Genomic DNA, 19,425 nt, shown 5'->3' with positions numbered 1-19,425 from the left:
GGCGCCTCTGAACATCCGGTGCACACACCATCGCGACGCATGCGTGTGCGACGCCATCCGCTCCTGCCGCGTTCTGCTCCCCCGGCCATGCAGTCGATCGCCGCACACATCAAAGTTCCGTTGACGTGAGGTCAGGCGGAGGCGGCACCGGTGACCTCGGCCACCTCGAACAGAACGTGGCCGCCGGCTCCCTTCGCCTGTCGGAGGAAGAACTCGCCGTCCTGGACTCCCTCCCTTCCGGAACAGCGTGAACAGGCCCCAGGTGTCGTGGCCACGCTCCAGCCTTGCAGGCGGTGGACCGAGGTGGCCCCCACCATCCACGGGGCGACGGCACGGTGGATGGTGGGAGCCCTGTCAGCGGACGACGTCGAAGACGTTCTTCTGCAGACCGTTGGCGTAGACCTCGTGCTCGACGAGCTTCAGCTTCTGGGCGTCTTTGTCCGTGGTGCTGAAGAGACGCTTGCCCGCGCCGAGCAGGAGCGGAAAGACGAGCAGGTGATAACGGTCGATCAGGCCGGCGTCGGAGAGGGACTGGTTCAGGGCAGCGCTGCCGTGGACGATGATCGGGCCGCCCTCGGTCTCCTTCAGCGCGGCGACGTCGTCGAGCGAGCGCAGGATCGTCGTCCTGCCCCAGTTCGGCACCAGCTCGTCCTCGGTGAGGGTGGTGGAGACGACGTACTTCGGCATCACCCTGTAGTCGGCGAAGTCCTCCATGTCCGGCCACACCGGGCTGAACGCCTCGTAGCTGGCCCGGCCCATCAGCATCGCGGTGGCTTCCTTCTGCTCCCGGCCTTTGATCTCGAACGCCTCTGGGAGGAATTCGATGTCCCTGAAGGTCCACCCCGAGTTCCGGTAGCCGGGCTCACCGCCCGGGGCCTCCACGACACCGTCGAGCGAGATGAAAGCGGTGCTGATCAAGGTACGCATCTGAGTTCCTCGGTGTCTCGTGTCCGGTTCTCATCGGATTCGGCCCGTGCTCGCTTCGACCACGCTCGCGGGAGCAGCGGCACCAACCATGATCTCTGACTGTGGATCACTGCGAAACTCATCGGTCGTCGCCGGGCCCACTCGGCCCATCTGTACATCGGGACCGACCCGGGGAGCCGTGCAGGTGCCCGTCGCGGTGGTCAGCGCCCTTCACGTCGGCCGCGGACGCCCAGAGCGATGGCGGAGACGAGGAACCAGAAGGCGCCGAAGGCCGAGTATCCGGCCACGGTGGACAGGCAGCTCGTCGCCGACGCGGACGTGGCGGCGATGGTGGCACCGGCGAGGACGGACTGTCCGCCGCTGATCGCCATGGGCCACTGGGCGCCCACGGTCCGCCGGCGCCGGATCGCCACGACGAGCTGGACGGCTCCGGAGAGGAGGGCCCAGACGCCGAACACGAGGAGGGCTGCCCCGATGGTGGAGAAGACGGCGCCGATCATTCCGGCGGTGGCGGCGAGGCCGAGACCCATGTTGATGGTGCTGACGCTGTTCGTGGAGCCGGTGCCAGTGCCGGCCGTACGGCGCTCGACGAGCGTGGCGAAGGCGTCCCACAGGGGGTAGACGACGAGCAGCACGGCCGCGGTCACCGTGGGTTCGTCCGCGGAGACGAGGGAGGCGGAGGTCGTGAAGACGAGCGCGACCCAGACAACGGAGAAGGCGACTCGCATCAGATGGAGTGATCGGAGCCCGGAGGACGTCGTCGTGGCCGGGGCCGACATGATCGAAGCGGTGGACGGGGTCGAGGTCGCGGTGGTCTGAGTCATCGGGTGTCCCCTTGTGATCGTGACGGTGCGAGATGGTCGCCTCGATGACGAGTCTCAGCCGCCTCGGGTGGGGCCGCGTACTTCGAACGAAGTACTTCTGCCGTCCGCCTGCGACGCAATGGGTTCCGCCGTCTCCGTCGACCGAGGCGGCTCGGCCGTCCCCATTGGTCATGCTCATCGGTCGTGCTCATCGGTCGTCTACATCGTTCGAAGTACACGGTCGCCGCGTGCGTGGACGAGAATCGGCTCATGGTCACGGCTCAGAACGGTCAGGACGGGCCCGCGGCGCCACTGTGGGTGCGCCGCCCCGAGGTGCTGCACCGGGTCGCCTATTCGGTGGCGGCGCTGGTGTTCACCGGGCAGATCGTGGCGGCGGCGGTGAGGGGGGCGGACTGGCCGACGGCCCTCTCCGTGCTCCTCGCCGGAGGCGGCGTCGCCCTGTCGTGGTGGAGACCGTGGGCAGGACTGGTCGTGACGGGTGCGGCGTCCTTCGCCGTCACGGCGGTGGGTGACGACCCCCTGTCGGTGTGGATGATGGCGGTGCTCGTACTGTTCTCGGTCACCCTCAGGGGAAAGCAGCCGCTGGTCGGGACCGGCATCGTGGCGGCGTTCTTCCTGGGGGCGTTCATGACGGTGGGAGGATTCCGTGGCGGCGCGGTCGTGGGAGCCGCCGCCCTCTTCTCGGCCATGGCGGGAGGTGCGACGGGGGCCGCGCTCCGTATCCATCGGGAGCACTGGTGGACCCTGGACGAACGGGCCGAGACCGCCATCGCCACCCGCGAGATCGAAGCCACCCGGCGAGTGACCGAGGAGCGTCTCCGTATCGCCCGGGACCTCCACGACGTCATCGGACATCAGGTCGCGATGCTGAGCCTGCACCTCGGGGCGGCGGAGATCGGGCTGCCCGAGGACGCCGACTCCTCCCGGCAGGCCCTCGTCTCGGCCAGGTCCAGTGCCCGTACCGTCGTCGTCGAGACGCAACGCATCCTCGCGCTTCTCCGCCTCGGGGACGACGTCTCGGGCGACGAGGCGCTCCGGCCGACCCCGGCGCTCAGCGGCCTGGAAGGGCTCGTCGCCTCCTTCGAGAGCATCGGTCTCGACGTCCGGTCCTCGATCGAGATCCCGGCCGGCTTCGTGGAGCCGAGCGTCGGCGTGACGGTCTACCGGGTCGTTCAGGAGGCGCTCACGAATGCCTACCGGCACGGAGAGGGGGCGGCGACGGTGGAGGTGCGGGAGCATAACGGCAGAATCAGCGTCACCGTGGAGAACCGCGTCGGTCACGCTGCCGGCGGGTCCGACGCGGGCGGCGGACTCGGCCTGGTCGGGATGCGCGAACGCGTCGAGTCCTCCAGCGGGCGGCTGACGATCGACGGGCACGACGGGCGATTCCGGGTCCACGCGGAGTTCAGCCCGCTGGGAGCGGCAGTCCGATGACACGCATTCTGATCGTCGACGACCAGGCCGAGATCAGGGCCGGAATCCGGACGATGCTGCGGCTCGACCCGGGTCTCGTCGTCACAGGGGATCTCTCCGACGGACTCCAGGTCGCCCCGTACCTCCGGGACCACCCCGTCGACCTGGTACTGATGGACATCCGGATGCCCGGCATCGACGGTGTCGAGGCCACCCGCCGGATCCGCGCCGAACATCCGCCGGAGAAGACGCGGGTGATCGTGCTGACCACGTTCGACCAGGACGACATCGTCCTCGCCGCCCTGCGCGCGGGCGCCAACGGCTTCCTGAGCAAGACCGTGAGCCCTGCCGAACTCGTCGCCGGAATCACCGAGGTCGTGAACGGTGGCGGTGCGCTGTCGGCCGCCGCGACGGCCGCGCTCATCGGTCACATGACCGACAGTCCGCCCCCGCTGATCGACAAGGAACTGCTACGACGCTTCGGTGCGCTGACGCCCAGGGAGCGGGATGTGGTCCTTCTGGTCGCGAGCGGTCTCGGCAACGACGAGATCGCGGCCCAGATGTCCGTGTCACCGTTCACCGTGAAGACGCACGCCGTACGAGCCATGACAAAGGTCGGCGCCCGCGACCGGGCCCAGCTGGTCTCCTTCGCCTTCCGGGCCGGCCTCTACCCCTGACCCTGCCGAGCGGAACCCCGGAACAGATTCCCGCCGTGGCGCCGAGCAGTCCGGCCGGTGGGACGGCTCAGTCGGCGGCTGCGGGCGCAGGCAGGTCGGCCGGGGTGTCGCGGACCCCCAGGCGCAGGTGCTCCACGTGGTAGAGGGCCTGGTCGAGGAGTTCGGCGACGTGGCTGTCGTAGAGGGTGTAGATGATCGAACGCCCCTGCCGTTCGCCGGTCACCAGTCCCAGGTTGCGCAGCAGGCGCAGTTGGTGGGAGCAGGCGGAGGCCTCCATGCCGACGGCCTCGGCGAGGTCACCCACGGAGCACGGCCCCTCCTGGAGCCGGGCCAGGATGTACAGGCGCGACGGGGTGGCGAGCGCCTGAAGGGTGGCGGCGACATCCGCGGTGCCCACCGCGTCCAGGCGCTCACGGGGGGTGGTGCTGCTGTCCGTGGTGACGCGTCCGTGGCCCATGGCCCCATCGTACCGACGACATGTGAAGAGCTGTTCAGATGTTCCTGTACGGTGAGGAGGTAGCCCTCGTCCAACCCATGAAGGGTTGATCTGTCATGTCTTCCGTCCTGGACCAGCGGCCCGCGCCGCCCGTCGGCGGCCCGCGCCCGGCCCCGCTCCGGCGCCGCACCCGCGTCCTGGCGCTGCCCGAGGCCCAGTGGGCACTCGCCGCGCTGGTGCTGTTCCTGCTCGGTCTGCCCGTCCATCTGCTGGGCGGTCCGGGCTGGCTGTGGGGAACACTGTTCGCCGCGACCTACGTCACCGGCGGGTGGGAGCCGGGCTGGGAGGGGCTGAAGGCCCTCAGAGGCAACACGCTGGATGTGGACCTGCTGATGGTCGTCGCCGCTCTCGGAGCCGCCGCGATCGGCCAGGTTCTCGACGGCGCCCTGCTGATCGTCATCTTCGCCACCTCCGGCGCTCTGGAGGCCCTCGCCACCGCCCGTACCGCGGACTCCGTACGTGGCCTGCTCGACCTTGCCCCGGCCACCGCCCTCCGGCTGCTGCCGGACGGCACCGAGGAGACCGTGGACACCGATCGGCTCGCGGCCGGTGACACGGTCCTGGTCCGGCCCGGAGAGCGGATCGGCGCCGACGGCCGGGTGGTCGAGGGGGCCAGTGACGTGGACCAGGCCACCATCACCGGCGAGCCGCTGCCGGTGGCCAGACGGGCCGGGGACGAGGTGTTCGCCGGCACCCTCAACGGCACCGGCGCCCTGCGCGTGCGCGTCGAACGGGACCCGTCGGACTCGGTGATCGCCCGGATCGTGAGGATGGTCGAGGAAGCCTCCGAGACCAAGGCCCCCACGCAACTGTTCGTCGAGAGGATCGAGCAGCGCTACTCGATCGGCATGGTCATCGCGACCCTCGCCGTCTTCGGTGTCCCGCTCGCCTTCGGCGACACGCTCGATGCGGCGCTGTTGCGGGCGATGACGTTCATGATCGTGGCCTCACCGTGTGCGGTGGTGCTGTCCACCATGCCACCGCTGCTGTCCGCCATCGCCAACGCCGGCCGCCATGGTGTCCTGGTCAAGTCCGCCGTGGTCATGGAGCGTCTCGGGCAGGTCGATGCGGTCGCCCTGGACAAGACCGGCACGCTGACCGAGGGCACCCCGCGCGTGACCGACATTCGCCCGGCGACCGCGTCCGGACTGAGCGATGACGAGCTGTTGCGGCTGGCCGCGGCCGCCGAGCACCCCAGCGAGCACCCGGTGGCCCGCGCGATCGTGGACGCCGCCCGCGCCCGGGGCCTGGACCTCCCGTCGGCGGAGGACTTCCTCTCCACTCCCGGCACCGGGGTGAGCGCGAAGGTGAAGGGCCGCACCGTGGCGGTCGGCAGCCCCGCCCGTCTCCTCGACGATCCTGCCGGGCACCCCTGCTCCAACGCGGCAGCGCTCCTGGAAGAAGAGGGCCGCACCGCCGTACTGGTCTGCGTCCACGGCATCCCCGTCGGAGTGCTCGGCATCGCCGACCGGCTGCGTGAGGATGCCGGTGCGGCGGTCTCCGCGCTGGGCGCGCTGACGTCGACCGCTCCCATCCTGGTCACCGGCGACAACCCCCGCGCGGCCGCCCGGCTCGCCGCCGAGGTCGGCATCACCGACGTCCGCGCCGGGCTGCTCCCCCAGGGCAAGGTGAGCGCGGTACGCGAGACGGAGAAGGCCGGACGGAAGGTGCTGGTGGTCGGTGACGGCGTCAACGACGCCCCCGCTCTGGCCGCCGCGCACGCTGGGATCGCCATGGGACGAGCCGGCTCCGACCTCGCGCTGGACACCGCCGACGCCGTCGTGGTCCGCGACGAGCTCGCCGCCATCCCTGCCGTGGTGCGGTTGTCGCGCACCGCCCGACGGCTCGTCGTCCAGAATCTGTCCATCGCCGGGGGGTTCATCACCGTCCTGGCCGCCTGGGACCTGATCGGTACGCTCCCCCTACCGCTCGGTGTCGCGGGCCACGAGGGTTCCACCGTCATCGTCGGTCTCAACGGCCTGCGCCTGCTGCGCGAGGCCGCCTGGCCCCGAACCACCAAGGACGCCACATGAGCAAACGCGCCCGGAAGTCCGTCCCCGCGACGGGGGCGGCACGGCCCACCGTCACCGTGTGCCGCGGTTGCTGCTGCGGCACCCCCAAGGCCCCCGGGCTCGACCACACCGCCCAACTCCGCGGGCTGCGCCAAGCCCTCGACGGCACGGCGAGCGTACGCGTCACCGACTGCCTCGATGCCTGCGCACACGCCAACGTCATCGTCGTCCAGCCCTCCGCCGACGGCCGCGCGAACGGCGGGCGCCCGGTGTGGCTCGGACTGGTCAACGACCTCGACGCCACCGCCGACATCACCGCCTGGGTCAAGGACGGAGGGCCGGGCCTGGCCGATCCGCCCGGCATCCTCGACCTCTACACCTTCCGCCCCTCACGACGCGTCCAGGCCGAACTCCACGACGAGTAGCGGCTGCTCGTCTGCCACGCACTCCCCCGCCTCAGGTCCAGCGGAAGTCAACGACACGCGGGGCACCGCTTGTTCGCGGCCAGAAGTACGAAAGCCCGCGCTCCTGCGACCTGGGCACGGTCTGAGGTCCGCGACTCCCAAGGCGGCCGCGGCCATGCGCAGTCTGCGGCACCCCTCAACCGGCCGGCCTGGCCGGGGGCCGCATGCCGAGCCACTGCTCGGCCCCCCATGCCTCGAACCGCTCCACCTCGGTGAACCCCAGCCTCGCCGCGAGGCGCATGGAGCCGACGTTGGCGGTCTGGGTGGCGAGCACCACCGGCTCGCCGGGCAGGACGCCGTCGAACCAGCCGAGTGCCGCCGTGCACGCCTCGGTGGCGTACCCGGCTCCCCACACGTGCGGCAGGAACAGGTAGCCGAGATCGGCCTTCCCCTCGGCAGCCGGGCGACGGTGCCCGGCGGCTCTCCTGAGCAGAATGTGGCCGATCATTGTCCCGGCGAGATCAACGACGAGACTCCCGGGCCACCGTTCGGGCACCTCAGGCGTCTCACGCTCCAGCTCGTCACGCGGGCGAGGGCCACCGAGGTACGTATGCACCTCGGACGAGGCGAGCAGTTCGATGAACGCCGGCCGGTCCCGCATCTCGGGTTCACGAAGCACGAGCCGCTCGGTGCGGAGCGGCTCAGGCGGCCAGGGCACGTGTCCCAGATCATCCATCCCCGCACGCTAGCAGCCGGTCAAACCCACTGCTCCGAAAAGGCTGAGGCCCTCTGACGTGGTCCGATCTCTCTGCTCAGCGCAGTTCCTCGGCCAGTCCGACGATGATGCCCTCCGGGCCGCGGATATAGCAGAGCAGATAGATGTCCTCGAACCGGGCGATCTCGCCGATGACTTCGGCGCCGTGAGGACGCAGGCGGGCAACGGTGTCCTCGATGTCGTCGACGGCGAACATGACGCGGTGCGTGCCCACGATGTTGTGCGGCCGGTTGCGCGGCCCGGAGCTGATCACCGCGGGGCTGCGGTACTTCGCCAGCTCCAGCCGGCTGTGACCGTCCGGGGTCCGGATCATCGCGATGTCGCAGTGGACGCCGTCGAGTCCGGTGCACTGGTCGGCGAAGGCGCCCTCGACCTCGCCCCTGCCCTCCAGCTCCAGACCGAGTTCCACGAAGAACGCGATGGCGGCATCCAAGTCCTCGACGACGATGCCGACATTGTCCATCCGCTTGATCGCCATGCTGGCTTCTCCTTGTTCCTCGTGCGGCCGGTAGGAGCCGCTGCCACTCCTGGGACGGATCCGGTGGCACGTTCTCGACATCCGCGGACCGCTGCATACGAAAGGCGGGGTCACCCGCCCGCAGACCTTCGAGTGGTGAGTGCCGACGGCCACGCCGGAGTGCGTGCCGGACGGCCCGCCGCTCGTACCCGCGGCGGGCATCCTGCCTTCGACATCGTCCTTCCTCGTTCAGTAGCTGTCGTAGCTGGGCTTACCGTTCGGCCGGTAGACGCCGACGACGGTGCCGCCCTTCGTCGTCGAGACGCTGACCGGCTCGAGTGCGGAGGGGATCGCTCCGTCGGCGAACAACCGCTTGCCGGTGCCGATGATCACCGGATGGACGGTCAGCCGGTACTCGTCGACGAGGCCGTGCCGCATGAGGGTCTGGGCGAGGTCTCCGCTGCCGACCACGTTGATGTTGCCGCCGTCCGACGACGCCTTGAGCTCGCGTACGGCATCGACGACGTCGCCCTCCAGCAGCGTGGAGTTCTGCCACTCGACGGACGTCAGGGTCCGAGACGCCACGTACTTCTGCATGCTGTTCATCCGTTCGGTGAACGGGTTGCCGGGATCGGCGGTCGGCCAGTACGACGCGAAGATCTCGTACGTCTTGCGGCCGAGCAGCATCGCGTCGGAGCGCTCGTACCAAGCAGCGATGGCGGTGCCGACCTCGTCGTCGTCCACCGGCTTCTGCCAGCCGCCGTGCTCGAAGCCGCTCTCAGCGTCCTCGTCCGGACCGCCCGGAGCCTGCATGACACCGTCCAGTGTCAGGAACGTGCAAACAATGATCTCGCGCATGGTGCGCTCCCTTCGTTCGAGAGGTAGACCGCACAGCCGCGGGAAACTCATCGGCGGCACCTCCGCGGCGCGGCAGTGGGCACTGTCCGGCGGATCATGCTCGGAGCCGTATGCGGATCGCTGGTCCGATGGCCGTGCCGTGGGAAACTCAGCCCGTTTGTCGTAGCGGGTGGCGACAGCGGCCGACCGGGCAGCGGCTCTCTGGAAGCGGCCGACGTGGTTGACGCGGACGATCAGGACGGATGGCTTGCCCGCCATGGTGATAAGGCCAGGGGCCGCCCCGCGGCGATGGATGCGGCAGCCCGCGAGCGATCACCCACTCCTGCCCTTCCTCCTCGGCCGCGACCAAGTCCGGCCCGCCCCGGTCTACTTGCTCACGCAGCCCGGCAGCCCGCCGGCGAGCGCCGAGCCCCTGCTGTTCCACGAGCACAACGACAGAAGGCGTCCGCGACTGCCCGGTGGTGACGACCTGGCATGCCACTACTCCCACGCGTCCCATGTGCCTACCCTTGACCCGCAGAGGCCGCGCATGAGGTTCGGCGGGGGACGTACGCCAAGGAGGCCATGCCCTCGCAAGGCAGGTCCGGCCGGCCCGAGGGCGACCGGATACAGTGCGCGGGACGGCAGCCTGGTTTGTGAGGGGAAGCGTGACCGACACCAGCGACACCCGGCCCGACGACACGGAAGCGCTCGCCCCGCGGCGGAGCAGACTGCACCGCCTGATGCGTTACATCCCCCTGATCGCTCCCGTTCTGCTGTGGGCCGTGCCCTGCTGGGTGCTCCTGTTCAGTGGCCAGCACTGGCCGCTGCCCGTCACGCTCGCCGGCACGGCCCTGTTCGCCCTCGGCCTCGTCGGTATGCCGCTCGCGATGACGCGCGGCCACGGCCGGCGCCAGCAGGATGGGGCGGCGATCATCGGTGACACCCTGCTGGGCGCCGGCTGGGTCCTGTTCACCTGGTCCGTCCTGCTCGGCGTCCTCCTGCGGCTCGCCCTGACCCTGACCGGCGTCGGCGAGGGCCAGGACCGGGCTCGCGTCGTCACGTGGGCCGTCCTCGGCACGACCGCCGTACTGCTCGCCTGGGGGTACGCCGAGGCCCGCCGCGTGCCACGCGTGCGCCGGCTCGACGTGCAACTCCCCCGGCTGGGTGCCGGGTTGGACGGCACTCGCGTCGTCCTCATCACCGACACCCACTACGGCCCCCTCGATCGCGCCCGCTGGTCGGCACGGGTGTGCGAGACCGTGAACACCCTGGAAGCCGACCTGGTCTGCCACACCGGCGACATCGCGGACGGCACGGCCGAACGCCGCCGCGCCCAGGCCGTCCCCCTCGGTACCGTGCGCGCCGGCCGGGCCCGTGTGTACGTCACCGGCAACCACGAGTACTACAGCGAGGCCCAGGGCTGGGTCGACCTGATGGACGAGCTGGGCTGGGAGCCGTTGCGCAACCGCCATCTACTGCTCGAACGCGGAGGCGACACCCTCGTGGTCGCCGGCGTGGACGACGTCACCGCCGAGTCCTCCGGCCTGGCGGGCCACGGCGCCCACCTCGCCGGAGCCCTGAACGGCGCCGATCCCGGCCTCCCCGTCCTCCTCCTGGCACACCAGCCCAAGTTCATCGACCGGGCGGTGGCCGGCGGCGTCGATCTCCAGCTCTCCGGCCACACCCACGGCGGCCAGATCTGGCCCTTCCACCACCTGGTCCGCATCGACCAGCCCGCCCTCGCCGGCCTCAGCCACCACGGCCCCCGTACCCTCCTCTACACCAGCCGCGGCACCGGCTTCTGGGGCCCGCCGTTCCGCGTCTTCGCCCCCAGCGAGATCACCCTGCTCGTCCTCCGCTCCCCGCACCCGCCCACCACGACGTAGCACTCGAGGGGCCGGCGCACGCGCTCGGAGCAGTCCACGAGTCCGAGCCCCGGATGCGGCATCGACGCATGACGGGGCCCGGGTACGCGCCTTGGATCTCGCACCGCTCGCCGTCCGAGCCGGGGGGTTCCGGATCGGTGTGAGGGGGTCAGGACGCCGGCGGGGCCAGGTAATCGCCGTGCTCCAGGTCCTCGAGAAGTGTCGGGTGGGCGGGAGACCACCCGAGCAGCTCCTGGGTGTGAGTGCTGGAGACGGGCCCGTCGAAGGCGTAGGCGGTCGCCATGAACGGACTCACGAAGTGCGTGGCGGCCTCGGCCTGAGTCAGCGAGACGGTGGGCAGCCCCAGGCCCCGGGCGATCGTCTCCGCGATGCTCATCATGGTGACGCCGCTCTCGGCCGCTCCGTGCAGCACACTGCCCGCGGGTGCCTTCTCCAGTGTGAGCCGGAACAGGACCGCCGCGTCGAGCCGATGTACGGCAGGCCATCGGTTGCTGCCGTCGCCGACGTAGGCAGAGACGCCGGTCTTCCGCGCGGTGGCGATGAGCATGGGGATGAAGCCGCGGTCTTCGGGGCCGTGCACGGTGGGAGACAGGCGGACCACGCTCGCGCGCACTCCTCTGGCGGCGAAGCCCAGGCATGCTCGCTCACCGGCGATGCGGAAGGCGGCGATCCCGGCCGTGTCGGGCTCGTCCTTCTCGGTGGTCTCCCGGCCGGCGGGCATGACCAGGGTGCCCGAGGTGATGACGAGCGGCCTGCCCGAGTGCTCCAGCGGCCGGCCGAGCGTCTCGATCGCGGTCCGGTCGCGCCGCATCATGTCGTCTAGGTCGGAGAAGTCGCCCCCGTAGGCCATGTGCAGGACACCGTCGGCGGCTGCCGCACCGCTGTGCAGACTGTCGAGGTCGTCCAGGGAGCCGCGGTGCGGTGCGGCCCCCAGCGACTCCAGCCGGGCAGCGGCGGCATCCGACCGCGCCAGACCGGTGACCGAGTGGCCGGCCGCGATGAGCTCAGTGACGACCGCCGGGCCGGTCTGGCCGGAACCACCGGTAACAAAGACGTGCATGACACTCTCCTGTTTAACGCCAGTGACTGACACTACGTGATGCCCTTGACTGTAGGTAGCGCCAGTGACTGACGTCAAGTAGCGCCAGTTACTGACACATCCGGTAGTGTGGAGGGATGCCACGGAGCGGAGCGGAGGCGCGCCGCCGCCTTCAGCGGGCGGCCTTGGAGCTGTACCAGGAACGAGGGTTCGACCAGACCACCACGGCTGAGATCGCAGCCCGGGCCGGCGTCAACGAGCGCACGTTCTTCCGGCACTTCCCGGACAAGCGCGAGGTGCTCTTCGACGGCGAAGCCGACCTCCGCGCCGCGCTGACGCGGGAAGTCGCCGACGCCCCCGACGGCCTGCGCCCGCTCGACGTACTGCTCCGTGCCTTCCGGAAAGCCGGACGGATCCTCGAGGACAACCGCCCGTTCGCCGAACCACGACTGAAGATCATCGCGGTGACCCCGGCACTCCGCGAACGCGAGGTGGCCAAGGCGGCGGCGCTCACCGACGCCGTAGCGGAGGCGCTGCGGCAGCGGGGAGTCCCCGGCCGGCTGGCAGGCCTGGCAGCCCACACCGGGTGGGCCGCCTTCCACCAAGCGGCTCAAGCCTGGATCGACGACCCCTCGCAGAGCCTGAACGCGCATCTCATCCGAGCCTTCGACGATCTGCGCGCCCTCTCCGCGGCCGCCCCGCCGGCACAGACACAGCCGGGAAGCCGATAGGGCCGCGCACGACCGCTGCATCACTGCGGACGAACGAACTGGGACACGCCCCCTCTGCCTTGGCATCGGGCGCCTCTTCGAACTGAACCAGGCAGGGAACCAGTGCTCACGGGGACGGCGTCCCTGATCTACAAGATCGCCGCCGAGTCCCGAGGAGCTTGAGATGGCCGGCACAGCCACCAGATACCTCTACCTCGTCCGGCACGGCGAGGCACTACCGGACGAGAGCGGGCTGACGGACGCCGGCCGACGCCAAGCCACCCTGCTCGGTCAACGCCTCCGGGACATCCCGCTCACGGCTGTCCACCACGGTCCCCTGCCGAGGGCAGAGCAGACCGCGCACCTGATCGGCGAACAACTCGACAGCGTCCCCCTGCACGCCTCGGAGGTCGCCGGTGACTACGTGCCTCACATTCCGGGAAGGGACGAGCTTCCGCCCGAAGCAGCGGACTTCTATCTCCGCTTCCTCGCTGACGCCACCGACGAGGAGCGGACACAGGGGCCCGCACTGGCCCGCCAGGCCCTGGATCTCTTCACCGGGGCGGTGGACGGCGAAGAGGACCGACATGAACTGGTCGTCACCCACAACTTCTTGGTCGCCTGGCTGGTCCGGGACGCCATGCACGCGCCGAGGTGGCGTTGGCTCGGCCTCAACCATTGCAACGCGGCACTCACCGTCCTCCGGTACGTACCCGGGCGAGCCGCCTCCGTCCTCCTCTGCAACGACATGCGCCACCTGCCCACCGAACTGCGCTGGACGGGCTTTCCCCCCGGGCTGGACATCTGAAGAACGGCCGCCCTCACGCCACCCTCACGGCGTCGGCTCCACCGCGGACCACGGCCCACCGCCGCTAGTAGCCGCACGCTCCAAGCCACTATGCCTCGGTGTGCTTCTCCGCCGCTTTGCCGTGCACGCAGTTGTCCTCAAACGCGCGTACGTCTTCCACGGAACGGTCACCGTGGCGGCTGTCCGCCTATGGCTCCGTTCGGAGTGACGGGCCCCGGCTCAGAGTTCCTTCGCACCCGGGTTGTGGTGACGGAGTTCGTTGAGTACGCGCTCGTCGGCAGCCCTGATGTCCCACGAGGAGCTGTCGAATTCAGTCAGGACGAGCACCAGCTCATTCCCGGCGAACCCACGCGCTTCGGCATCGATCAACTGGAGGAAGGGGGTCGTCAGCGACAACAACGTCAACGTGTCCATGCCGGCGTCGGCGGACCGTCTCTCCATCTCGGCACAGCGAGGATCGACGATCTCGTCGAATTCAACGCGCCACGTCAGGTCCAGGCCGAAGCTGCCGAGGCGAACCAGCAGCTCAGCCAGGGTCACGTAGTGCTCTCCCCGCCAGGCCGGAAACGTGATCCCCTTCATCCCCACCCGTTCTTCGGCTGTACCGCGAGCCATGCGCCCCTCCATCCAGCGAACACCAGCTCACAGCCCTGATCAGCCCACATGACCCATCGGACACGACCTGGCGCGAACCCGATTCGAGTCCTGCGGTCGTCACTCACACCGGGACCCTACAAGGCCCGCAAGACTCGATCCGGCGGCCCGCGCAGACGTCTCCAGTGAGCTGTGGCCGCCGTCACCGATCACCGTCCCCGCCGACCTGACAGCCAGGGGGCACGAAGCGTCAGGCCGCCGATCGCAGCCGGTCCAGTTCGCTGGCGATCGCATCTCGCAGCACGTCGTGCCGGGGACCGAGCCGGAACTCCTCGTCAGTCCACCGTTCACGCGGATGGAGCCACACAGGCCTGCCCACCACATCGGCCGGCTCCCACTCGTACCGCGGCCAGACATGGGCATGCAAGAACGGGTCCGTGTTCCCCAGAATCTCCAGGTTGACCCGCCGGAAGGCCGGATCCAGCCGCCGACAGGCCCGCTCGACCGCTTCGCCGAGCCGGTCCATGTCGGACAGGAACGACAGCCGCTTCGACCTCGGCAGGTCCGACAACCGCTGCACATGCGGTTCATCCACGAGCAGGACCGAGTAGCCGGGCAGGAACTGAACATCCCCGATCGCCGCGAACCCCGCCCTCAACCGCCGCAAGACGGTCGGGTTCTCGCCTGTGAGCGCAGTCCCGACCCGATCCATCCGCCAGTCACCGGTCATGGCCGAAACGTACATCGCGGCGATCAGGGATCACTCTTCGATCCCCACTCCCCTCACGCAGTTCAGAGGCGAGGCACGTGGGACGAGCGGGGCGAGGAGAGCGGCAGAGTGGGATACGCACGATCCAGTACGACGAACCCCCAGTCGGCGCATGCGCTCACCGGGGTCGCTCGACAACATGCAAACGCTCAACCGTCCGACGGCTGCGGGATGACCGGGGTTGCCGCGGACCAGCCGGGTCGTCCGGGCCGGTGGCGCAGTCCTCGCCTCGACGATAGGCAGGTGAATGCCTGCATAATGGAGTCGTGAGCCTCGAAGCAACAGCGATGGACTCGGCGTTCAAGGCGCTGGCCGACCCCACCCGGCGACTCCTGCTCGACCGGCTGCGCGAGCACAACGGGCAGACCCTGCGCGAGCTGTGCCAGCGCCTTGACATGACCCGCCAGTCCGCGACGCAGCACCTGGACGTCCTCGTGAAGGCCAACCTGGTCACCGTCGTACGGCGCGGCCGGGAGCGCCTGCACTACCTCAACCCTGCCCCGATCCACGAGATCGAGGAACGCTGGATCTCCGGCTTCGACAAGCCCCGCCTGCGAACGATCAGCGCCATCAAGCACCAGGCAGAGGAGTACGCCATGACCACAGCACCCACACCAGTACCGGACTACGTGTACGTCACGTACATCCGCGCCGACGCACAGCAGGTGTGGCAGGCCCTGACCGACGCCGACCTCACGGCCCGCTATTGGGGACACGCCAACGTTTCCGACTGGCAGCCGGGCTCGGCCTGGGAACACCGGCGGGTCGACGGCTCAGGCAAGACCGACGTGGTGGGCCGCGTCCTGGAGGCCGAGCCGCCGACGCGCCTGGTCATCACCTTCGACGACGCCCCCGAGGCCGAATCGCCGAGGGAGCCGTCGGTCGTCACCTTCCTCGTCGAACCGCACCAGGACATCGTCCGCCTCACCGTGACCCACGAGAAACTCCCCAACCAGGAGATGCTGGGCGGCATTTCGGCCGGCTGGCCGGCCGTGCTGGCCAACCTCAAGTCGATGCTGGAGACCGGCGAGGTCCTGCCGCAGGCTCCCTGGGAGATGACCCGCGCCCACTCCTGAGGCCACGCCCCGCCACACCGTGCCCCTTCCGCCTACGCCCGCACAGACAGGTGCAGCACATGCCGGACACGACCCCGCTCCAGGACGCCTACCGCGTACTTCTCGACGCCGCCGCCACCGTCGCCGAGGCCGGCGACCCGAGCCCCGCCCCACCGGACGGCGAGTGGGACGCGGACCAGATCCTCGCGCACGTCTCCCTCGTCGGCGCCGCCACCATCGCCGCCCTCGCGGACATCACAGCGGGCGCCGACACCACCTACGACAACCGGACCGCTCTCGACACCTGGACCATCCGGCAGGCCATCACGCATGCCGGCGGCCACGCCGGACTCCGGGACCGCATCCGCGCCCAGGCAGCCGCCCTGTGCGCACTCACCGCGGACACGGCGCTCAGCGACACCGAACTGGGCACCGTGGTGCCGGCCCGCCTCCTGTCCAACGGCACCCTGCTGACCGATCAGCCCATGCCGCTGCGTGACATCATCACCGGGCTGGCCGAAGCGGAGCTGCCCGGTCACACGAAGCAGCTTCTCGCCCTTCTCCCCGGCCGGCCCGCGGCCGAGGCGACGACGTGATCACGCCACAGCGAGCCAGGGCGCAGGGGGAACCCCGCGACGCCGCGGCGACACACACCCTCCTCACCGTCGCGAACCACTGATCACCGGGCGCGTGGGCGGGGCCCCGTTCGCGGAGCTCCCGCCCACCCGGTCAGCTCCAGACCATGTTGATCTCGCGTTCGAAGTTGGCGTATCCCGCGCGCCTGAACGCCTTCGCCATCGGGACGTTGCCCAGGTCGGTGGACGCACGGACGCGGGGAACGTCCTGCTCGGCGAGGACGCGGGTGCCCTCGGCGAGAAGGTCGTCGATGTACCCGTTGCCGCGGTGCCCGGGAAGGACCGCGATGTAGGCGATGATCGGGTTGTAGCCGTTGTGGGCCGGGATGACGAACCCGACCGGTTCGCCCTGCGGCAGCGTCGCGATCCGCCACCAGTCTTGCGGGCTGGCGTAGCACGCGAGTTCGTCCTCGTAGTGCTTGACGGCCGCTTCCCGCGCAGACATCCGGGTCAGGTCGTCACGGCCATGTGCGTCCAGCGTCCCTTCCAGGGCCGAGGCCATCAGCACCAGGAGTTCCCGGGCATCGCGGATGGGCCGGAACGCAAGGCGCCCGGTGGGCTCACCGACCGGCGCTTCGGGACGCCACTCCAGGCGCAGCCGTTCGACGAACAGCCGGCCGCCGGTCCGCTCCACGACCGCCGTGCGATCCTCGATGGCTTGCCTGGTCACCGCGTTCTCACGCCAGTCCGGCGGGACGAAACGGCTGTACTCAGGTGGACGTGATCCGTTCGGGAGGGTGGCGGTCATGGCGGTGCGCAGAAGTCGCGCCCCGATATCCACGCGATCGGGAGCCGAGGTGCTGTCCTCGATGTCGAGGACGTCCAGGATGAGCGGTGTATCGCTGCCCGGTCGGCACCACCAGGCCACCCTGGCCAGCGGGCGGTCATCGCGCAGGGCGACCCACATCCATTCCGGACGTCGGCGGGCGGCGGCAAGGTCGTCGGCCAGTTCCCCGTTGAGGCCGTAGGGCAGTCGGGAGAAGAGGTCGAGTTCTTCGCGTCCGGTGATCGGACGCATGGTCAGGTCGTTCGCTTTCACGGTCAAGGCACGCTCCGGTGAAGGCGCCCGTCCCGCACCGGGGTCAGACGTCGTCCGCACCCCGGGAGGGCACAAGCGCGGTGATCATGGGGATCATGGGCCTATCCCTCCTCTCGCTGTCGTGGTCCCTCGCCCTGGTGGTGGGACCTTCGCCGTAACGTCTATCCAAGCGCGGGCCCGTCCGCAAATCCTTTTCGGCAGGGAAGGACGAGGCGAAGGCGTGCCCGTTGCCGTTGCCTGCCGCCCGTTCGATCGTCAGGACTTCCCGACCCGCACCGCACCGCACCGCACAGCAGGCGACGGCGCGCCCCCGCGGCTCGGTCACCCGTTCACGCGCTCGTGCGGCGGTACGGGCACGGACAGTCGTACGGGTACGGAATCGCCGTCGGTCCGCGCCTCCAGCGCCCGCAGGACCGCCACCATGTCCTGATCGCCATGCCCCTGCGCCACGGTCTCCTGGAAGAGACTGTGGCAGACGTCGAGGAGCGGTGAGGCCAGACCGGCCTTGCGGGCGGCCTCGGCGATCAGCCGGTTGTTCTCCAGCACGTTGGTGGCGGCCGCCTGGACGCCGAAGTCGCGGGCCAGCAGTTTGGGTCCTTTGACGCGGGAGACGGCGCTCGCCATCGGGCCCGCGTCCAGCACGTCGCGGAGCAGGCCCTGGTCGAGTCCGTTCCGGTCGGCGAAGTGGAACGCCTCGGCCAGCCCGGTCACCAGAGTGATCAGGAACAGGTTGACGGAGAACTTCATCAACAGCGCTCCCGGTACCGGACCGCAGCCGAACGTCTCCCGGCACATGGGCGCGAGCAGGGGCCGTACGGCTGCCACGGCGTCCTCGTCGCCCGCGAGCATGCCCACCAGTTCGCCCTGCTCGGCCGGGACGCGGGAGCCGGAGACCGGGGCCTCCACGTACCTCCCGCCCGCCGCCCGGACGTCGTCCTGCAGGCTGCCCGAGTACTCGGCCGAGGTTGTGCCCATGTGGACGACGGTGCGGCCGGTGACGCGGGCGGCGAAGTCCGGGGTGCCTCGCCCCAGCACCGTGTCGGTCGCGGCTTCGTCGGCCAGCATGAGGAACACGGTGGCGGCCCGGCCGAAGACCTCAGCGGGGCTCGACGCGACCTCGGCTCCGGCGGCGCGCAGAGGCGCGCACCGACCGGGGGTGCGGTTCCACACGACGAGGGGCGTCCCGGCGCGTGCCAGGTTGAGCGCCATGGGCTGTCCCATGACTCCCAGGCCGACGAAACCCACGTTCATGAGGTATCACCACCGCTTCCGAGTCCGCGCCGTCACCGGCTATGACAGTGGGCATAGTAGCCGTCACTATGACAGCGGTCATAGGGTGGATTCCGCAAGACGCACGGCAGGGTGAGGTCGAGGGGATCGGAGAGGGCAGTGTCCGAACGCGGGCCGCGTGAGCGGATGGTCTTCAGCGCGGCCCAGCTCATCCGGCGTGACGGGGTCGCCTCCACCGGTATGCGCGAGGTCGCCGCCCACGCCGGCGCCCCACGCGGTTCACTCCAGCACTACTTCCCCGGCGGCAAGGAACAGCTGGTCAACGAGGCCGTGGGCTGGGCGGGGCGCTACGCGGGCAACCGTGTCGCACGTTTCCTCGCCGCGCTGTCCGAACCGACGCCCAGCGGCCTGTTCGCCGAGATGGTGTGCCAGTGGACCGACGAGTACGAGGCCACCGGGTTCTCGGGTGGCTGCCCCGTGGCCGCCGCCACGGTGGACTGGGGGCAGTCCACCGCGTCCACGCGGGAGGCCGCGGCGGCGGCGTTCGCCGCCTGGACCGGTCCGGTGGCGCGCGCTCTGGCCGACATGGGGGTGCCCGAGGAACGGGCAGGTGCGCTGGCCACGCTCATGATCAGCACCTTGGAGGGGGCCATCCTGATCGCCCGAGCCGAGCGGAACGTCCGTGCCCTGACGACCGCGGCCCGGGAACTCGGGCCGCTTCTCGACGCCGCGGTGGCGAAGGCCGGATGAGCCGGGCCCGATGAGCCGGACGGCCGGTCCGGCCGTCGCGTCGCCGCTGTCGCCATCGGCATCGCCATCGGCGTTGGCGTTGGCG

Annotated in this window: 21 protein-coding genes; 10 read left to right on the top strand and 11 right to left on the bottom strand. The window is 70.1% G+C overall.

What is annotated here, in order from left to right:
• Positions 1 to 354 precede the first annotated feature (354 nt).
• Positions 355 to 927, bottom strand: a complete 573-nt coding sequence (locus ACFY93_RS10925) for a dihydrofolate reductase family protein (RefSeq protein ID WP_391356036.1) — start codon at positions 925 to 927, stop codon at positions 355 to 357.
• Positions 928 to 1,127: 200 nt separating this feature from the next.
• The gene (locus ACFY93_RS10920; RefSeq protein ID WP_391356033.1) at positions 1,128 to 1,751 is read right to left on the bottom strand and encodes a hypothetical protein; all 624 of its coding nucleotides are present in this window, start codon (positions 1,749 to 1,751) and stop codon (positions 1,128 to 1,130) included.
• A 249-nt stretch (positions 1,752 to 2,000) separates the two neighbouring features.
• On the opposite strand from ACFY93_RS10920, the gene ACFY93_RS10915 reads away from it, so the two are divergent.
• Both ACFY93_RS10915 and ACFY93_RS10910 read left to right on the top strand, forming a co-directional pair.
• Positions 2,001 to 3,185 (top strand): histidine kinase, encoded by a 1,185-nt coding sequence (locus tag ACFY93_RS10915; RefSeq protein ID WP_391356031.1) that lies wholly within the window; start codon positions 2,001 to 2,003, stop codon positions 3,183 to 3,185.
• The gene (locus ACFY93_RS10910; protein ID WP_391356028.1) at positions 3,182 to 3,841 is read left to right on the top strand and encodes a response regulator; all 660 of its coding nucleotides are present in this window, start codon (positions 3,182 to 3,184) and stop codon (positions 3,839 to 3,841) included. The genes ACFY93_RS10915 and ACFY93_RS10910 overlap by 4 nt, the downstream gene beginning before the upstream one ends.
• A gap of 67 nt (positions 3,842 to 3,908) precedes the next feature.
• Here ACFY93_RS10910 and ACFY93_RS10905 read toward each other — a convergent pair whose 3' ends face one another.
• Positions 3,909 to 4,298, bottom strand: coding sequence for a metalloregulator ArsR/SmtB family transcription factor (locus ACFY93_RS10905; RefSeq protein WP_391356026.1), 390 nt, complete (start codon positions 4,296 to 4,298; stop codon positions 3,909 to 3,911).
• A 95-nt stretch (positions 4,299 to 4,393) separates the two neighbouring features.
• Here ACFY93_RS10905 and ACFY93_RS10900 point away from each other — a divergent pair, with 95 nt between their 5' ends.
• Both ACFY93_RS10900 and ACFY93_RS10895 read left to right on the top strand, forming a co-directional pair.
• Positions 4,394 to 6,370 carry a heavy metal translocating P-type ATPase gene (locus ACFY93_RS10900; protein ID WP_391356024.1) on the top strand — a complete coding sequence of 659 codons (1,977 nt, stop codon included), beginning with the start codon at positions 4,394 to 4,396 and terminating at the stop codon, positions 6,368 to 6,370.
• Positions 6,367 to 6,774 (top strand): (2Fe-2S) ferredoxin domain-containing protein, encoded by a 408-nt coding sequence (locus tag ACFY93_RS10895; RefSeq protein WP_391356021.1) that lies wholly within the window; start codon positions 6,367 to 6,369, stop codon positions 6,772 to 6,774. Before ACFY93_RS10900 ends, ACFY93_RS10895 begins: the two co-directional genes overlap by 4 nt.
• 175 nt (positions 6,775 to 6,949) lie before the next feature.
• Here the strand turns inward: ACFY93_RS10895 and ACFY93_RS10890 are convergent, their stop codons facing one another.
• The 3 genes from ACFY93_RS10890 to ACFY93_RS10880 all read right to left on the bottom strand — a co-directional run bounded on the left by ACFY93_RS10890 (position 6,950) and on the right by ACFY93_RS10880 (position 8,843).
• A complete protein-coding gene (locus ACFY93_RS10890) occupies positions 6,950 to 7,489 on the bottom strand; it encodes a GNAT family N-acetyltransferase (protein ID WP_391356018.1) in 540 nt (179 codons plus the stop codon).
• A gap of 76 nt (positions 7,490 to 7,565) precedes the next feature.
• Positions 7,566 to 8,006, bottom strand: a complete 441-nt coding sequence (locus ACFY93_RS10885) for a VOC family protein (RefSeq protein ID WP_391356015.1) — start codon at positions 8,004 to 8,006, stop codon at positions 7,566 to 7,568.
• A 228-nt stretch (positions 8,007 to 8,234) separates the two neighbouring features.
• Entirely contained in the window at positions 8,235 to 8,843 is a 609-nt protein-coding gene (locus ACFY93_RS10880) for a dihydrofolate reductase family protein (protein WP_391356013.1), read from the bottom strand.
• Between the two features lie 647 nt (positions 8,844 to 9,490).
• Between ACFY93_RS10880 and ACFY93_RS10875 the strand changes: the two genes are divergently transcribed.
• Positions 9,491 to 10,711 carry a metallophosphoesterase gene (locus ACFY93_RS10875; protein WP_391356010.1) on the top strand — a complete coding sequence of 407 codons (1,221 nt, stop codon included), beginning with the start codon at positions 9,491 to 9,493 and terminating at the stop codon, positions 10,709 to 10,711.
• 148 nt (positions 10,712 to 10,859) lie between these two features.
• Here ACFY93_RS10875 and ACFY93_RS10870 read toward each other — a convergent pair whose 3' ends face one another.
• Entirely contained in the window at positions 10,860 to 11,771 is a 912-nt protein-coding gene (locus ACFY93_RS10870) for an NAD-dependent epimerase/dehydratase family protein (protein WP_391356007.1), read from the bottom strand.
• A gap of 116 nt (positions 11,772 to 11,887) precedes the next feature.
• Between ACFY93_RS10870 and ACFY93_RS10865 the strand changes: the two genes are divergently transcribed.
• Entirely contained in the window at positions 11,888 to 12,481 is a 594-nt protein-coding gene (locus ACFY93_RS10865) for a TetR family transcriptional regulator (protein WP_391356005.1), read from the top strand.
• A gap of 163 nt (positions 12,482 to 12,644) precedes the next feature.
• On the top strand, positions 12,645 to 13,268 hold the full coding sequence (locus ACFY93_RS10860; RefSeq protein ID WP_391356002.1) for a histidine phosphatase family protein: 624 nt from the start codon (positions 12,645 to 12,647) through the stop codon (positions 13,266 to 13,268).
• Positions 13,269 to 13,487: 219 nt separating this feature from the next.
• On the opposite strand, the gene ACFY93_RS10855 is transcribed toward ACFY93_RS10860, so the two are convergent.
• Positions 13,488 to 13,883: a hypothetical protein gene (locus ACFY93_RS10855; protein ID WP_391356001.1), complete on the bottom strand. Its 396-nt coding sequence runs from the start codon at positions 13,881 to 13,883 to the stop codon at positions 13,488 to 13,490.
• Between the two features lie 229 nt (positions 13,884 to 14,112).
• Positions 14,113 to 14,592, bottom strand: coding sequence for an HIT family protein (locus ACFY93_RS10850; protein ID WP_391355998.1), 480 nt, complete (start codon positions 14,590 to 14,592; stop codon positions 14,113 to 14,115).
• Between the two features lie 326 nt (positions 14,593 to 14,918).
• Between ACFY93_RS10850 and ACFY93_RS10845 the strand changes: the two genes are divergently transcribed.
• Positions 14,919 to 15,707 carry a metalloregulator ArsR/SmtB family transcription factor gene (locus tag ACFY93_RS10845; RefSeq protein ID WP_391356244.1) on the top strand — a complete coding sequence of 263 codons (789 nt, stop codon included), beginning with the start codon at positions 14,919 to 14,921 and terminating at the stop codon, positions 15,705 to 15,707.
• Positions 15,708 to 15,766: 59 nt separating this feature from the next.
• Entirely contained in the window at positions 15,767 to 16,282 is a 516-nt protein-coding gene (locus ACFY93_RS10840) for a hypothetical protein (RefSeq protein ID WP_391355995.1), read from the top strand.
• Between the two features lie 133 nt (positions 16,283 to 16,415).
• Here ACFY93_RS10840 and ACFY93_RS10835 read toward each other — a convergent pair whose 3' ends face one another.
• On the bottom strand, positions 16,416 to 17,339 hold the full coding sequence (locus ACFY93_RS10835) for a GNAT family N-acetyltransferase (protein ID WP_391356242.1): 924 nt from the start codon (positions 17,337 to 17,339) through the stop codon (positions 16,416 to 16,418).
• 342 nt (positions 17,340 to 17,681) lie between these two features.
• Entirely contained in the window at positions 17,682 to 18,611 is a 930-nt protein-coding gene (locus ACFY93_RS10830; RefSeq protein WP_391355992.1) for an NAD(P)-binding domain-containing protein, read from the bottom strand.
• A 165-nt stretch (positions 18,612 to 18,776) separates the two neighbouring features.
• On the opposite strand from ACFY93_RS10830, the gene ACFY93_RS10825 reads away from it, so the two are divergent.
• Complete coding sequence (locus ACFY93_RS10825) at positions 18,777 to 19,340, top strand: TetR family transcriptional regulator C-terminal domain-containing protein (protein WP_391356240.1); 564 nt, start codon at positions 18,777 to 18,779, stop codon at positions 19,338 to 19,340.
• Positions 19,341 to 19,425 lie beyond the last annotated feature (85 nt).

Origin of the sequence: Streptomyces sp. NPDC008313 (assembly GCF_042956125.1) — a bacterium.
Taxonomy (GTDB): Bacteria; Actinomycetota; Actinomycetes; order Streptomycetales; family Streptomycetaceae; genus Streptomyces.
The sequence above is the reverse complement of the archived record's forward strand: the minus strand, read 5'-3'. Positions and strand labels throughout refer to the sequence as shown.